This window comes from Proteus sp. FZP2095 (assembly GCF_023701425.1).
In the GTDB taxonomy this organism is placed as follows: Bacteria; Pseudomonadota; Gammaproteobacteria; order Enterobacterales; family Enterobacteriaceae; genus Proteus; species Proteus cibarius.
Map to the genome: position 1 here is coordinate 377,804 of NZ_JAMQBJ010000003.1, position 16,331 is coordinate 394,134.

Consider the following 16,331-nt stretch of genomic DNA (forward strand, 5'->3'; position numbering starts at 1 on the left):
TTAAGGCTGATAAATGATAGATAACAGCAAAACCATTAATTTTCGTATAGGCCAGCGAATACGCCATTTACGAAAAAAATTAAAATGTTCGGGAACTGTATTTGCTAAAAGATTAGAGATAAGCCAGCAACAGCTTTCTCGTTATGAACGCGGAACAAATAGAATCAGTATCGAGTTAATTTATCGTATCTCTGAGAAATTTGATGTTCATATTAGCTATTTCTTACAAAGTAATCATACTACAAGTATTGAACAACGAAGAAAAACTCAAGAAAAAAATAATCGGTTAATTGCCGAAAGTTGTATTAAGAATGATTTTAATTAAGCGTAGTCTATTTACACTTTTCCTTATCACCGACTCTCTTTTACTTCTCTTTATTTTTAATTAAATAAAAAATGTATTCTCTTCTGTTATAAAAAAGCCACCTTAAAGGTGGCTTTAGCATAAAACATGAAATTTATTAACGACCCGCTTTTAGTTTCTGGTAATAACTTTCATATAACACGGTCGCATCACCAACATCATTTTGCCATTCACCTTTGTTGATAATTTCTTCTGTTGGATAAAGAGAATTATCTTTAGTGATCACATTTGGCAGTAATTTTTGTGCAGCTAGGTTTGGTGTCGGATAACCAATATTCTCCGCAACTTTGGCTGCTATTTCTGGGCGTAATAAGAAGTCGATAAGTTTATGAGCACCTTCAACATTCTTGGCATTGGCAGGAATAGCTAAGCTATCCATCCAGAATATGCCCCCTTCTTTTGGCCACACCATTTCAATAGGAGCACCCGCATCGCGAGCAATAAATGCCGAGCCATTCCAAATCATCCCTAAATTAACTTCCCCTTGCATATAAGGGTTAGCGGGGTTATCTGAATTGAAGGCTAATACGTTTGGCATCAGCTTTTGTAGCTCTTTATAAGCTTCTTCAATCTCTTTAGGATCGGTTGTATTACCTGAATAGCCTAATTTTAATAATGCCATCTGGAAAACTTCACGGGCATCATCGGTTAATAGCAGGCTATCTTTATATTCAGGTTTCCATAAATCTGCCCATGAAGTAATGCTACTGACATCAACTTCATCACTATTAATACCAATAGCGGTCGCACCCCAAATATAAGGGATGGAATAATCATTTTTTGGGTCGAATGACTTATGTAATAAACTAGGATCGAGATTATCAAAATGCGTTAATTTTGATTTATCGATTTTTTGTAGCATTCCTTCATGGCTCATTTTAGAAATAAAATAAGTGGAAGGAACCACCAAGTCATAAGCACCCTCTTTGTAGGTCTTTAACTTGGTATACATGCTTTCGTTGGATTCATAGGTGGAGTAAATCACCTTAATCCCAGTTTCTTTCGTAAACTGTTCAAGCAAACCAGGCGGCACATACTCCGTCCAGTTGTAGAAATATAATGTCTTACCATCATCAGCCGATGCTGTGCCGATACTTAATGCCATTACGCTGGCAGCAAGTACTGAGGACCACTTTTTCATTTATGTTTCCTTCAGTGGTTGATGCGTTAATATCAAATAGGCAGCGAGCCTACCTCCAACAGATTGGTCTTTAAGACCCCAAAAGTGCGAGAAACTCGCACTAATACATGATTACGCTTTGCCAGTTCTGTCTTTCAAAATCAACTGACTAATTAATACTAATATTAATGATAGACCTAAAAGGATGGTTGCAAGCGCATTCACTTCCGGTGAAACCCCGACTTTTACCATTGAGTAAATTTTCAGTGGTAAAATTTCATAGCTTGGGCCCGTCACAAAAGAGGAAACTACAACGTCGTCCATAGATAACGTAAAGCTTAATAACCAACCTGAAGCTACTGCTGGCATCGCCAGAGGCATAATGATTTTACGTAAAATAGTAAATTCACCTGCCCCTAAGTCTTTCGCCGCTTCCAACATTTTCACATCAAATCCACTTAATCGTGAATACACTGTGACCACAACAAAAGGTAGGCAAAATGTAATATGTGAAAATAGAAGCGACCAAAATCCTAATGAAACACCTAGGATCATAAACAGTACAAGCAACGAAATCGCCATAACAATATCTGGCGACATCATCACAACAAACAGCATACCACCGACAAATTTTTTACCACGAAAACGGTAGCGATAAAGAGCAACTGCCGCTAATGAGCCAATTAATGTCGCAAACGTTGCAGAAGTGACCGCCATTGTTAATGAATGTCCAGCTGCTTGAAGCAGACTGTCATTATTAAATAAAATGGTGTACCAATCTGTGGTAAATCCTTTCCAATTAATCCCGAAACGTGATGAGTTAAAAGAGTTAACTATCAGAATGATGATCGGGATATAAAGATACGCGTAAATAATGGACATAAATCCACCACGCAATAACCGTCCTATCATTCTATTTCTACCTTCTTATGCAGTAACTTCACAGCTCGGTAATACACAAACAGCATTAATCCCATCACTAATGTTAAGCAAATACTGGTGGCTGCACCGAAAGGCCAGTCACGAATATTTAAGAATTGGCTCTTAATTATGTTACCAATTAATAAATTTTTCGCGCCACCCATTAGATCAGCAACAAAGAATAAGCCCATAGCAGGTAGCATTACGAGTAAACAACCCGCAATAATCCCCGGCATTGTTAATGGAATAATGATACGAATAAAGGTCTGAAATTTATTAGCACCTAGATCACGCGCCGCTTCTAAACAAGGTTTGTCTAACTTTTCAATGCTGGAATATAACGGTAATACCATAAAAGGTAATAAAATATAAACCAGCCCCAGTACAACCGCTTCTGGGGTATAAATAATTCTGAGTGGTTTATCAATAAGTCCAATCCACAACAGGAATTCGTTAAAATAACCTTTGGTACTTAGGAATATCTTTAATCCATAAATACGAATAAGCGAGTTTGTCCAAAAGGGTACAATCAATAAAAACAACATCAGTGGCTGTATTTTTTTAGGCATTTTTGCAAGGAAATATGCAAAGGGATAACCTAATAATAAACAAGCTAACGTTGCGACCACCGCCATATTAATAGAATGCAGTAATACTTCTGCATACATAGGATCAAATAAGCGATAATAGTTATCGAGTGTAAAGACCATCTCGACAAGATTGGCATCATCACGCGTTAAAAAACTGGTCGCAATGATCATGATATTCGGCAAGAAGACGAACACCATCAACCAACCCACAACACCGGTAATTACGATGTTTTGAAATAGTTTACGTGTTTTCTTCATCTGCCAGCACGACCTCCCAGCTTTCAACCCAAGTTACTGCGATTTTTTGGTCTAACGAGTGATCAACATCTGGATCATCTTCATTAAAGAACTCACTGACCATCACCACCTTGCCATTTTCCATTTCAACAACGGAATCTAGCGTCATGCCTTTATAGTTACGTTCACGAACATAACCAATTAGCCCTGGAAGGTTTTCGAGATCGTGAATTTCTTCAACACGGAGATCTTCAGGTCGAAGCAATACTTTGAGTTGCTGGTTTTGTGTCACAGGTAATGTGGTATAAATATCACATTCATGGCCTTCAACATCAGCACGGATACGCGTTTCATCAATACGATGAAGAACGCGAGCATCAAAAATATTAATTTCACCTATAAATTGCGCAACAAACAGATTTGTTGGCTCTTCATAAATTTCACGCGGAGTACCATCTTGCTCAATACGTCCTTCACGCATCACCACGATCCGGTCTGACATCGTCAGCGCCTCTTCTTGGTCATGAGTCACGAAAATAAAGGTGATCCCTAATTTACGTTGTAAGGCTTTTAATTCATTTTGCATCTGTTTACGTAATTTGTAATCCAGTGCAGATAATGATTCATCAAGCAATAAGACCTTTGGTTTATTCACCACAGCACGCGCAATCGCGACACGTTGTTGTTGCCCACCAGAAAGATGTGCAGGGCGACGTTGTGCGAAATCTTCAAGTTGCACCATACGCAAAGCTTCTTCAACGCGGATGTTAATCTCATCAGCAGGTGTTTTCTGCATACGAAGACCAAATGCGACGTTTTCAAAAACAGTCATATGTGGGAAAAGCGCGTAACTTTGAAAAACCGTATTTACAAAACGTTGTTCCGCTGGAATATCCGTAATATCTTGCCCATCAAGGATAATTTGCCCATCGTCAACGTCTTCTAAACCCGCAATTAAACGCAAAACCGTCGTCTTACCACAGCCCGAGGGACCGAGGATGGTTAAAAACTCGCCATGGTTGATAGTGAGATCGAGGCGGGAAATAATTTGTTTTCCGTCGAAACCTTTACTTAAGGATTTTAATTCGACAACTGGTATCAGAGATGTTTTCTCAGTCATTTAAGGTAATACTCTATCCCGAAGAATAATGCAGATAGAACCGCCACTGGAAAAGACTGTGTGAGCTGCCGGAGCATTATGCTCCACAGAAGCCCAAAACCAGCGACGCCGTATGTATAGTACAAGCGGAAAATGATAAACGCAGTGGCGTGAAATTGAAAGCAAAAAGGCGCATAAACAATGAAAAACTATTCATATTTAAGTTTTTCATCATAAACTATGCTCTTTAGGGTTTATGCTAAAAATACAGTAAAATCAAAATGCTATTAATTTATATAAATCACAAAAATCACTTAAGTTTATGATTAAATAAATTTTCTCTCAGAAGTTATCTAATCGCCTTATTTTCCTATACAAACTTATTATCACGTTTATTTGTAACACAATTTTATGATTATTATTTACACAAAAAGTGGATTAAATTGTGCTTATTTTTAGATCCCAATCTTATTAGGATGATAAAAACTTTATATATCATATAGATGAAATTTAAATAACACCCCCTAATATTTAGGAGGTGCTAAAGGAATTAACACTATTGTACTTAATGACGTTTTATTAGTTTTTTTAAATACAGAATGGCGTTATTCACATTGGGTAAAGGTCCAATTTTGCCATTTAACAGTGGAAAAGTGCCTGTTCTAATTAATAAGTCACGCATTTGTATCGGTGTTAACACACTGTTTGTATGGTCTTTATACCAAGATTGGATCACAGCGGCAGCTCCCGCAACTAAAGCACTGGCTGACGATGTACCACTAAAATTAGCCGTATAAGTATGGTTATCATCACTTCGAAATAGATCACCATAACCCGCAGTTGCAACATCCTCTCCCCATGCTTGTACATGAATAGGTGAACCGTGTGTTGAGAAAGGTAATCGATTTAATGTATAAGGTGAGCCGGCACCAACACGTATTGAATTATTATCATGACGTTGTCGATAACTTTCATAAACAGGTAAATCTAGATCTACCCCTCCATTACCTGCAGCCATAATCACTATGATCCCAGCATCGGTTAAAGCACGAGTTGCTTCCCAAATATGCATTTCATAATCCGCAGGTACATAAGCCTGATGCTCACAGATTGTTTGCATTTCGTATAAAACAATATCACCAGCATGTAGTATGCGTTTACTCGCGATAATCGCATCGATACGTCCACAAGTTAATTCAGAGATGGCATAAAACATATCTAATTTATAAGCGAGTCCAGTGATCCCTTTGCCATCATTTTTCCCCATAATTAAGCCAGCGACTGCTGTTCCATGATCTGCCTGACTAGTTTTTTCATTGAAAGGTAATAATGATGTAATGTTATCCGTTGATAAATCATGATGAGAAAGATTGAAATCCCATTCAATATCAGCGATTTGTACTCCTTGCCCGTATGCTTCTTGTTTCCATGCTTCACAAATCCCAAGCCCTTTAATTTTATTAATATTCGCCGTTGTTTTTTCTGGCGAATTTAAATATTGCTGATATTGAGTAAAATCAGGCGTAATATTAGGAGGTTCAATAGGCTGTATAGGCACTGTTTGTACATATTCAATGTCAGGGTGTTGTCTTAATGCTTTAATAACTTCATCTAAAGGATAATGATTATTCTCCGGTAAATTTAGATAATAATATTTATTTAGATCATTAAAGTTTATTGAAATAGAATCAATATAACTTTTTGGTGGTAATTGATGAACAGATGATGTTACCGGAACTAAGGGTATATTATTGAAAAGGGAATGATGTATTTCATGGGAAGTAGGAAGTGACAATTTTTTATTATCACAATCAAGATTGTTTAATTTTATAAGGATCTTTCTTTTAATGTTCATAATCAATGCTCCTCTTTTTATTTTTTTGCTTTATAGCGTAAAATATTGAGCAGTGACTATTTCCATTTTTAATAGAGATAATATAAATAGGTTGTTTTTAACAAAATAAATATTAAGTCTATATTATAAAAATAGACTTAATATTTATTGAGTAATATTTTTAACTAAAATCGATATGTAGACGTAGTTTTCCACAACAGCAACACTTAAACAAATAACCTTGGCAATGGCCTTCATTAGTTAAGTTATTAGGTAAATCATCCATATTCATACCTATCTCACCAATATCTTCTGCCAAAGAAACAAATTCATCTAATTTATCAGCAATATCTTCCCATCCAACATAACCAACAAATGCACAAAGATCGCCACAATGTGTAAGCCAATGTTCTTGTTGCCATCCTTGATATCCCGGCGTTCTACGGATCAACTCTTCAAGATTTTCTTTAGGTACACCTGACTGATAACCTGAATATTCACCGTTACTATCATAGGTTGATAATATTCCTTCAACAGAAGAGAGATCTTGAAAATCACCTTCAAATTTCTCACTGGCAGAGCCATCTGCAATACACCAAGGACAAAGCGCTTCAATATCATCAACACTAAAAAAAGGCCCTTCGTAATAAATATTGGTTTCCTTTCCACAACAATCACATATAACGGTATCATCTGTGATAAAAGCACCTGTTTTTATCGGTTCAGGATGATATTTGAAATAAGGTAATGCTCTTTTTTCTGTTGGCATTATGTTTTCCTATTTTATAGTTTATTATCACTTATCTTCAGCTTTATAAAATCATCCTAGCATCAGATCCACCATGTGTAAGCTATCCTCTATGCTATAATGCGCGCTCATTTTATCTCCTTAACAATTTAGAGATAATCACCGCCTAAATAGACGAAAGAATTACAACATGTTAGAGAATATAGAACTCAATAAATCAACAGAAAATCATAATGTTAGTAGCAATTCAAAAGAGTATAGTTTGAACCGCTTCTCTGTTGCACCGATGCTCGACTGGACAGATCGTCATTGTCGCTATTTCTTTCGTCAATTAAGTAAAAATACATTGCTTTATACTGAAATGGTTACAACAGGCGCCATTATTCACGGTAAAGGTGACTATCTAAAATACAGTGAAGAAGAACACCCGGTCTCTTTACAGTTAGGTGGAAGCGATCCCCAAGCTTTGGCGCAATGTGCAAAATTGGCACAAGAGCGTGGCTATGATGAAATTAATTTAAATGTGGGTTGTCCTTCAGATCGCGTACAAAATGGGCGCTTTGGTGCTTGTTTAATGGGAGATGCGCAACTCGTCGCTGATTGTGTGAAAGCGATGCGCGATGTCGTTGATATTCCTGTCACAGTAAAAACACGTATTGGTATTGATGATCAAGATAGCTATGAATTTCTATGTGATTTTATTGATACGGTTAGCTGTGATAATAACTGTGATACCTTTATTATTCATGCACGTAAAGCATGGCTATCAGGTTTAAGTCCAAAAGAGAATCGTGAGGTTCCACCTTTAGATTATCCTCGTGTTTATCAGTTAAAGCGTGATTTCTCGCATCTCACTATGGCGATTAATGGTGGTATTAAGTCACTAGAAGAAGCGAAGGAACATTTAAAATATATGGATGGTGTTATGGTTGGTCGTGAAGCTTATCAAAACCCATCTATTCTAGCGCATGTTGATCATGAGCTTTTTGATAATCAGTTGCCTATTGCTGATGCCGTCGCGGCAGTAAGAGCAATGTATCCTTATATTGAAAAAGAGCTTTCACAAGGCACTTATTTAGGTCATGTAACTCGTCATATGTTGGGAATTTTCCAAGGTATTCCAGGTGCTAGACAATGGCGTCGTCATTTAAGTGAAAATGCCCATAAACAAGGTGCTGATTTATCTGTTTTAGAAAATGCTCTTAAATTTGTCACTGAAAAATAATTGAAGAATAAGTATTTAAAACCTGTCTACTTTATTTCAAACAGGTTTTAAATCTTACAAATAATAATTAAGGAATAAGTAAGCTTGATCCTTGGGATTGTCTACTTTCAAGATAACGGTGTGCATCTTTCGCATCTGCTAAAGCAAATTTCTGATTATCAGGTACACTTACATTAATTTTACCGCTACCAATTAATGCAAATAACGCTTCACTTGCAGCATCTAGCTCTTCACGCGTTGTGATATAACCTGAAATAGATGGGCGCGTGACATACAAAGAACCTTTTTTATTGAGGATACCTAAATCAACGCCAGTTACTGCACCTGATGCGTTACCAAAACTCACCATTAAGCCACGACGTTGTAAACAGTCTAATGAATCTAACCAAGTTGCTTTACCAACAGAGTCATAAACAACGGGTACTTTTTGGTTATTAGTCAACGCCAAGACACGTTCTACAATAGACTCAGTCTGGTAATTAATGACTTCCCATGCACCTGCCGCTTTTGCTTTGGCGACCTTTTGATCACTGCCTGCTGTACCAATCATTTTTGCACCAATAGCTTTCGCCCACTGGCTTGCAATTAAACCAACACCACCAGCCGCTGCGTGGAATAAGAAGGTTTCACCGGCTTGTAGTTTATAGGTTTCATTGAAAAGATAATAAACCGTTAATCCTTTTAAAAAAGAGGCTGCGGCTTGTTCAAAAGAGATGTTATCAGGCAGGCGTGCTACTTTATTTTCTGGTACATTATGCGTATCACTATAAGCCCCTAACGAAGACTGCGCATATACAACTCTATCCCCTTCTTTTAGTGAAGTTACTTTAGCGCCTGTTTTGATAATAATGCCCGCAGCTTCAGTGCCTAATCCACTAGGAAAGTGGCTTACAGGATATAACCCACTACGTACATAAGTATCAATATAGTTAATACCAATTGCCTTATTGGCAACCTGAACTTCGTGTTCACCAAGAGGAGCAGGTGTAAATGTTGCTAGCTCAAGAACATCAGCAGTGCCATGAGTCGCAAATTGAATACGTTTAGCCATTACTATCTCCTTTATAGGATAAGAGGTTAAATAAGCGAGCACAAAAAACCTTTAGAGATAATGACAAAGGATAGCTATTTCTACAAGGCACAGATAATTGGGTTAGCGTATACTAGAGCGTACTGACACTTTTTCGATTTTTATGCAGGATTTATGGCCAGAAATAAGACCACTGACAAGCTGATGTCTGATATCAAAGACCGACAAATGGAGGGATTAAAACTACCTCCCCATTCGCTGGAAGCAGAGCAGTCCGTGTTAGGCGGTCTGATGATAGATAATGAACGTTGGGATAATGTTTCTGAGCGAGTCACCGCAGAAGACTTTTATAGCCGCCCTCATCGTACTATTTTCTCGCAAATGCAACGCTTGCTGGAACTAGGTAAACCTATCGATCTTATTACGCTATCAGAAGCATTAGAACAAAATGCTGAACTAGACAGCGTGGGGGGTTTTGCTTACTTAGCAGAGCTTTCAAAAAATACGCCAAGTGCGGCGAACATTAACGCTTATGCGGATATCGTCCGAGAACGTGCGGTTGTTCGCGATATGATAAAAGTTGCCAATGAAATTGCAGATGCAGGTTTTGATCCTCAGGGACGCACCAGTGAAGATCTACTCGACTTTGCCGAATCTAGAGTATTCCAAATCGCTGAAACTCGAGCCAATAAAGACGAAGGCCCTAAAGCAATAGAGGCTATTTTAGAAGAAACTGTTGAAAAAATAGAACAGCTCTATCAAAAACCTCATGATGGTGTCACTGGGGTTTCGAGTGGTTATCAAGATCTTGATAAAAAAACTGCAGGATTACAAAAGTCAGATTTAATTATTGTCGCAGCACGTCCTTCTATGGGTAAAACCACATTTGCCATGAACTTATGTGAAAATGCGGCAATGACCGAAGAAAAACCTGTACTTATCTTCAGCTTAGAGATGCCCGGTAACCAAATCATGATGCGTATGTTGGCATCATTATCTCGTGTCGATCAGACAAGAATTCGTACAGGCCAGCTTGATGATGAGGATTGGGCTCGTATTTCAAGCACCATGGGTATTTTGCTTGAAAAACGCAATATGTATATCGATGACTCATCAGGTTTAACCCCAACAGAAGTACGCTCTCGTGCTCGTCGAATTTATCGTGAACATGGCGGTTTAAGCCTTATCATGATTGACTACTTGCAGCTAATGAGAGTACCTTCATTATCTGAAAACAGAACACTAGAAATTGCTGAAATTTCTCGTTCGTTAAAAGCATTAGCTAAAGAACTACAAGTTCCCGTGGTTGCACTATCACAGTTAAACCGTAGTTTGGAACAACGTGCTGATAAACGCCCTGTTAACTCCGACTTACGTGAATCAGGCTCTATTGAGCAAGATGCTGACCTTATCATGTTTATTTATCGTGACGAGGTTTACCACGAAAGTAGCGATTTAAAAGGTGTTGCAGAAATCATCATCGGTAAACAACGTAACGGCCCAATTGGTACAGTAAGGCTTACCTTTAACGGCCAATGGTCACGCTTTGATAACTATGCTGGCCCTGCTTACGACGATGAATAATCACTAACCTTGACTTAATTAAAGGAAGTATTGGAATAATATGAAAGCGGCAACCGCAGTGATAGATCGCCGCGCTCTGCGTCACAATTTTCAGCATGTGAGAGACTATGCCCCACATAGCCACCTGATAGCTGTCGTGAAAGCAAACGCTTATGGTCATGGGTTATTAGAAACAGCATATACCTTAATGGATAATGCTGATTGTTTTGGTGTTGCACGTATTGGTGAAGCATTAACCTTACGAAGTGGGGGTGTTGTAAAACCCATTCTCCTGTTAGAAGGTTTTTTTGATGTCGTTGACCTACCTATTTTAGTTGTTAACCACATTGAAACCGTTGTTCATAGCCAAGAACAATTAGAAGCATTAGAACAAGCTGACTTAGATGAACCCGTCAAAGTATGGATGAAAATCGATACGGGTATGCACCGTTTAGGGGTACGTCCTGAGGACGCACAAGCCTTCTATTTACGGCTTTCCGCCTGCAAAAATGTACAACAACCTGTCAATATTGTGAGCCATTTTAGTCGTGCTGATGAACCCGATGTTCCTGAGGCGACACAAAAACAAATCTCGCTATTTCAAGATTTTATTCAAGATAAAGCCGGTGATAAATCTATCGCAGCTTCTGCTGGTATTTTATTTTGGCCTCAAGTCCATTATCAGTGGGTTCGCCCCGGTATTATCACTTATGGTATCTCTCCTACTGGTGATGAAAGAACGGGCAAAGACTTTGGCTTAATCCCTGCAATGACGCTAAAAACAAGCCTGATTGCTGTTCGTAAACATAAAGCTGGTGAGCCTGTTGGTTATGGTGGCACATGGGTAAGTGAAAAAGACACTTATCTTGGTGTGATCGCAATTGGCTACGGCGATGGCTATCCCCGCAGCGCACCTTCAGGTACTCCTGTGTGGATAAATGGTCGAAAAGTGCCTATTGTTGGTCGCGTTTCGATGGATATGATCAGCGTCGATTTGGGGACTGAACTGATTGATAGTGTTGGTGATGAAGCTATTTTATGGGGAGATGTGTTGCCGGTAGAAGAAATTGCCAAATATAGTGGTATTAGCGCCTATGAGTTGATTACCAAATTAACCTCGCGCGTCATCATGGAATACCTAGACGAACAATAATACACACGATATTGTATCCCTATGACACACTAAAAGTGATTGGAGAAGAAGCCGTGTTTCAACAGGTTGAAGCGTTTCCGGGAGATCCGATTCTCTCATTGATGGATGTTTATAACAAAGACCCACGTCAGGATAAAATTAATTTAAGCATTGGTCTTTATTATGACGAAGAAGGCAAGACCCCTATTTTAGGAACAGTTTCAGTTGCACGTCAGCAACTCAATGCCATGACACCCACCGCAACACTTTATTTACCAATGGAAGGGCTGGCGCCTTATCGTAGCGAAATTCAAGATCTCCTTTTCGGTGCAGATAATCCTCTAATTGCAGAAAAGAAAATTGCCACGATCCAAACATTAGGTGGATCAGGCGCATTAAAAGTGGGTGCTGATTTTCTGCATCGTTATTTCCCTGGTTCAGAAGTGTGGATAAGTGATCCAACTTGGGATAATCATGGTTCTATTTTTGCAGGCTCAGGCTTCAAAGTGAATCACTACCCTTACTTTGATCCTGAAACCAAAGGCGTAAAATTTGAAGCTCTGTTAGATTGCTTTAAAAAACTGCCTGAAAAAAGCATTGTATTGATGCACCCTTGTTGCCATAACCCAACAGGTTCCGATCTAACTAAAGATCAATGGGATCAAGTCACTGAAGTATTGAAAGCTCGCCAAGCCATCCCATTCTTAGATATTGCTTATCAAGGCTTTGCCGAAAACTTAGATGACGACGCTTATGCTATTCGCACTATGGCAAAAGCAGGATTACCGATACTTATCAGTAACTCTTTTTCAAAAATATTTGGGATCTACGGTGAACGCGCGGGCGGATTATCCATTGTTTGTGATAATGCCACTGAATGCGAACACGTATTAGGTCAGCTAAAAGCGGGTGTACGCCGTATCTATTCAAGCCCTGCAAACTATGGCGCGCAAATTGTTAATAAAGTGCTATCAGACCAAGTTTTAACTGCACAATGGCAAAAAGAAGTCGCGCATATGCGTGACCGTATTAAAGAAATGCGCGTGACTTTAGTCGAAGCTTTAAAAGTTGCTCTGCCTGAAAAGAATTTTGATCATCTATTAACTCAACGCGGTATGTTTAGCTATACCGGCTTTACACAAGCACAAGTTGATAGATTACGTGACGAATTTGGCATTTATCTTGTCGGTACGGGTCGTGTTTGTATGGCAGGTGTTAATACAGGTAATGTTCAGCGCATTGCCCAAGCCTTTGCTGCTGTGAGTATCTAAGCCAATCAATGTGATTTCATGATAAAAAATACCTGCCTATTCTCATAAGCAGGTATTTCCTTTTACTGCATCACAACATCACTGTCGCTTTAGATTTTCGCCTTTTATATATTGACAACTTGCTTCTTTTCCCCAGCATTACGACGCGCTTTTTCTTCCATAATCTCAATGATTTGAATATCCGTATGTTGCATTGCACGACTGGCTAATGCACAGAGATTCGCTATTGAGCTATCGACATCGTCACTGACAATACCATCAGTACCCGCAACACTTTGATTTTGCATCGCCATTAATACGGCTTTATAAGCACTCGCTGCACTACTTGATACTTTCATTGCACAGCTATTCGATGCGCCATCACAGATAATGCCACTGATATCACCAATCATACTGTTGATAGACATACTGACAGTGGTGAAATCTTTTGTGAGTAACCATGCCATTCCTGCAGCTGCTCCCATTGAAGCGGTTGTTGCAGCACAAAGGGCGGAAAGAGGTGGAAAATGGCTATGAACATAAATTGCCATTAAGTGAGATAAAACCAACGCACGCAGTAAAGTTTCATCATCTGCTTTGATAAATTCAGCAACAACCATCACAGGCAATGTTGCAGCAATTCCCTGATTGCCTGAGCCTGAATTACTCATTGCCGGTAATACCGCTCCACCCATGCGAGCATCGGATGCAGCGGATGCTCTGATCATGATTTCATTAAGTAAGTCTTTACCTAACAAACCTTTCTCTTGTTGCAGAATTAAGGTACGACCAATGGCTAATCCATAGGTGTTTTGTAGCCCCTCTTCCGATAAAGCGCCATTTAAACGAGCGGCATTGAGCATAAACTCAATTTCACTCACTGGCACATTAAGTGCAAAGTTATAGATATCTTCAGCACAAACATCAGTAAAAGGTTTTTCATCAGTACATTCACAATTATTGGTAAGCGCTGATTTATCTTCCTCAAAAACAACGTTACCGTTACATTCACAGCGAACAACATGTGTATGCTCTCTTGCGATACTGACGATGGCATAACCAGATTGGCTATACACTTTCGCTTCAGAGTAAAGAACATCCTCACAAGGTGCTTTTACACCCACGGTGACTTTACCTTCAGCGACCAGTGTCTTAGCTTGAGCAACTGCATCAGCGGATGCTTTTAACAAGACCTCCAGCCCTGCATCAGGCTCTCCTCCTGTTGCACCTAATGCTACTGCAATAGGTAGCCCAGCCATTCCCGTTCCCGGCACTGTTACGCCCATTCCGTTTTTCATCAAGTTTGGTGAAACCCAAGCTTCGATACGAACAACAGGCTCGCCTAAAAGTGCGGTTGCTTTCGCTGCTGCCAATGCTAATGAAATTGGCTCAGTACAACCGACTGCGGGCTTAACACCTTCACGTAACTGGCGAACAAACTGTGACCATAAATGAGAATTTTTGTTCTGGCTCATAATCTAACACCTTGGATTAATTTAGTTTTTAAAAACAACTCCTAACTAGAACCGAAGTTGGCGACTATGAGAATGCCAAGAACGGAGAGATAACGAGCAGTAAACCGGTAAAGATAATCAGGTAAAGTGACGCACCTTTGTATTTATGTAACATTGGCACTTTGTACACTAAGTATGCAGGGATAAGACAACCCACCATACCGAAGATTGGGCTACAAATTGAAGTGAAGCTCAATACTGGTGCATTAAGGATGATTGCGCCCCATGCCAGTAACACAGCGAAAATCATGATGCCGTTTTGTACCCATTTTTGGTTAATTTTCTCTGTTGGAAGATAACGTTGCAGGATGTTCATCACGATCCCTTGTGTCGCTTCACGGAAACCTAAGTAAACACCAAAGAATGCAGTCATTACGGCAAAGATGTTCAGCATTACGCTTACAACGGTTACCCAACCACCAGGGAAGAATTTCGCAGCAATCGCTAATGCAGAGATATTTTGCTCATACGCTTTAACTGCTTCATCGTGACCCATTGCCAATGTGAATGAGATTGCATAGAAGAAAACAGTACAGAACAACACACCGAACGCGATATTCATTGCACGTAATGCTTTGTGACGAGCAACTTCACGGTTTTTATTACGACCACGGTAAGAGATAACCATTGGGCTTAATGTTTGGATAAACAGAATTGAAGTCAGTGTAAAAGGTAATGTAATGATTGCTTCTTTGATTAAGCGTCCAGCTGGTGGTAATGCACCTACGTTATAAAGATGCCACATACCAATCATGGAGAGCCCTAACGCTGCAACAACAAACAGTTTAGTCAGTACCATAAAGCTTGATACTTTAAACAGTAATTGTTCACCACGAGAAGAGATAGCCACTAACGCACAAATCAGGATCAAACCATAGAATGGGTTTTCTGACAGTAAACCTTCAGTAACACCAAATGTTTGTAAGTAAGAAGCACTGTCATTGGTGATAGCTGTTGAGTAAACAAACATCCAAATGACTAACATCACAAAGTAGAGTGCACCTAATAAAATACCCCAGTTTTTACCGAGATAACCAGTGATAACGCTTGGGTAGTCTTTACACTCCGGAGATTCAGCCAACGTATTAATAAATAGACGCTGGAAAAGATACATCGCTGGATAACCAATGATTGAGGATAGTAGGAAAACCCATAATCCCATCAGGCCTACCTGTACAGGTAAAAACACAATGCCTGCACCGATAGCCATACCGATACTCATGATAACCCAGCCCACATCATTGCCGTCGAATTTAATTGCTGCACGCCATTCTTGTTCAGTCATACCTGCGCGGCGAGCGCCAGCACTAGTTGCGGGATAGCTTGTTGTCTCTGTTTTTGAGGAAGCCGTTTCCATTTTAGTACTCACTTTTTATATTGTAATTGTTAATAGCAAAACGAATTTTTGGGGGTAAAAAAAGTCTATCTAACATTGCGATGTCGAAATAGCCTTACTCTTTGCAGGTATTATTTATTATGGGTAAATGATAGGGAATATTACGGAGAAAAAAGTTGTTATAAATCGTGATAGCCTGAAATGATTTGGAAAAAAATTCTATCGTAAGGAGAAAAGTAGGATTATCTGTTCAAAGAGCATAGTAAATAATAACCTTCCCTCTACTGCACCTCTCAAAAATAAATAACTGATTGATTAATAATAAAAAACACCCATTGTTATACAATAATAGTCAAGTATAACAATTG

The 16,331-nt window shown here is 39.1% G+C and carries 14 protein-coding genes; 5 read left to right on the plus strand and 9 right to left on the minus strand.

Features of this window, described 5'->3' with window-relative positions; all coding sequences use genetic code 11:
- The first annotated feature begins 13 nt into the window (after nt 1–13).
- Nucleotides 14–325 carry a helix-turn-helix domain-containing protein gene (locus NBG71_RS14555; RefSeq protein ID WP_075673053.1) on the plus strand — a complete coding sequence of 104 codons (312 nt, stop codon included), beginning with the start codon at nt 14–16 and terminating at the stop codon, nt 323–325.
- 136 nt (nt 326–461) lie between these two features.
- On the opposite strand, the gene potD is transcribed toward NBG71_RS14555, so the two are convergent.
- The 6 genes from potD to cbrC all read right to left on the minus strand — a co-directional run bounded on the left by potD (nt 462) and on the right by cbrC (nt 6,934).
- A complete protein-coding gene (gene potD, locus NBG71_RS14560) occupies nt 462–1,505 on the minus strand; it encodes a spermidine/putrescine ABC transporter substrate-binding protein PotD (RefSeq protein ID WP_250916964.1) in 1,044 nt (347 codons plus the stop codon).
- 111 nt (nt 1,506–1,616) lie between these two features.
- Nucleotides 1,617–2,396, minus strand: a complete 780-nt coding sequence (potC, locus tag NBG71_RS14565; RefSeq protein ID WP_075673055.1) for a spermidine/putrescine ABC transporter permease PotC — start codon at nt 2,394–2,396, stop codon at nt 1,617–1,619.
- A complete protein-coding gene (gene potB, locus NBG71_RS14570; protein WP_250916965.1) occupies nt 2,393–3,253 on the minus strand; it encodes a spermidine/putrescine ABC transporter permease PotB in 861 nt (286 codons plus the stop codon). The genes potC and potB overlap by 4 nt, the downstream gene beginning before the upstream one ends.
- Complete coding sequence (gene potA, locus NBG71_RS14575) at nt 3,237–4,352, minus strand: spermidine/putrescine ABC transporter ATP-binding protein PotA (protein ID WP_075673056.1); 1,116 nt, start codon at nt 4,350–4,352, stop codon at nt 3,237–3,239. Before potA ends, potB begins: the two co-directional genes overlap by 17 nt.
- Nucleotides 4,353–4,896: 544 nt before the next feature.
- Nucleotides 4,897–6,186, minus strand: a complete 1,290-nt coding sequence (locus NBG71_RS14580; protein ID WP_219410444.1) for a S8 family peptidase — start codon at nt 6,184–6,186, stop codon at nt 4,897–4,899.
- 160 nt (nt 6,187–6,346) lie between these two features.
- Nucleotides 6,347–6,934: a PF03691 family colicin E2 tolerance protein CbrC gene (gene cbrC / locus NBG71_RS14585; RefSeq protein ID WP_159363612.1), complete on the minus strand. Its 588-nt coding sequence runs from the start codon at nt 6,932–6,934 to the stop codon at nt 6,347–6,349.
- A 169-nt stretch (nt 6,935–7,103) separates the two neighbouring features.
- Between cbrC and dusA the strand changes: the two genes are divergently transcribed.
- Complete coding sequence (gene dusA / locus NBG71_RS14590; RefSeq protein ID WP_284737311.1) at nt 7,104–8,138, plus strand: tRNA dihydrouridine(20/20a) synthase DusA; 1,035 nt, start codon at nt 7,104–7,106, stop codon at nt 8,136–8,138.
- A gap of 67 nt (nt 8,139–8,205) precedes the next feature.
- Here dusA and NBG71_RS14595 read toward each other — a convergent pair whose 3' ends face one another.
- Nucleotides 8,206–9,189 (minus strand): quinone oxidoreductase, encoded by a 984-nt coding sequence (locus tag NBG71_RS14595; protein WP_075673060.1) that lies wholly within the window; start codon nt 9,187–9,189, stop codon nt 8,206–8,208.
- Between the two features lie 153 nt (nt 9,190–9,342).
- Between NBG71_RS14595 and dnaB the strand changes: the two genes are divergently transcribed.
- The 3 genes from dnaB to NBG71_RS14610 are packed head-to-tail and all read left to right on the plus strand — an operon-like array spanning nt 9,343 to nt 13,134.
- A complete protein-coding gene (gene dnaB / locus NBG71_RS14600) occupies nt 9,343–10,752 on the plus strand; it encodes a replicative DNA helicase (RefSeq protein ID WP_036934568.1) in 1,410 nt (469 codons plus the stop codon).
- Between the two features lie 40 nt (nt 10,753–10,792).
- Nucleotides 10,793–11,884 carry an alanine racemase gene (gene alr / locus NBG71_RS14605; protein ID WP_250916966.1) on the plus strand — a complete coding sequence of 364 codons (1,092 nt, stop codon included), beginning with the start codon at nt 10,793–10,795 and terminating at the stop codon, nt 11,882–11,884.
- Nucleotides 11,885–11,937: 53 nt separating this feature from the next.
- Entirely contained in the window at nt 11,938–13,134 is a 1,197-nt protein-coding gene (locus NBG71_RS14610; protein WP_075673062.1) for an amino acid aminotransferase, read from the plus strand.
- 104 nt (nt 13,135–13,238) lie between these two features.
- Here NBG71_RS14610 and NBG71_RS14615 read toward each other — a convergent pair whose 3' ends face one another.
- Nucleotides 13,239–14,588 (minus strand): L-cysteine desulfidase family protein, encoded by a 1,350-nt coding sequence (locus NBG71_RS14615; protein ID WP_075673063.1) that lies wholly within the window; start codon nt 14,586–14,588, stop codon nt 13,239–13,241.
- Nucleotides 14,589–14,652: 64 nt separating this feature from the next.
- Nucleotides 14,653–15,984, minus strand: a complete 1,332-nt coding sequence (locus NBG71_RS14620) for an SLC5/6 family protein (RefSeq protein WP_075673064.1) — start codon at nt 15,982–15,984, stop codon at nt 14,653–14,655.
- Nucleotides 15,985–16,331 lie beyond the last annotated feature (347 nt).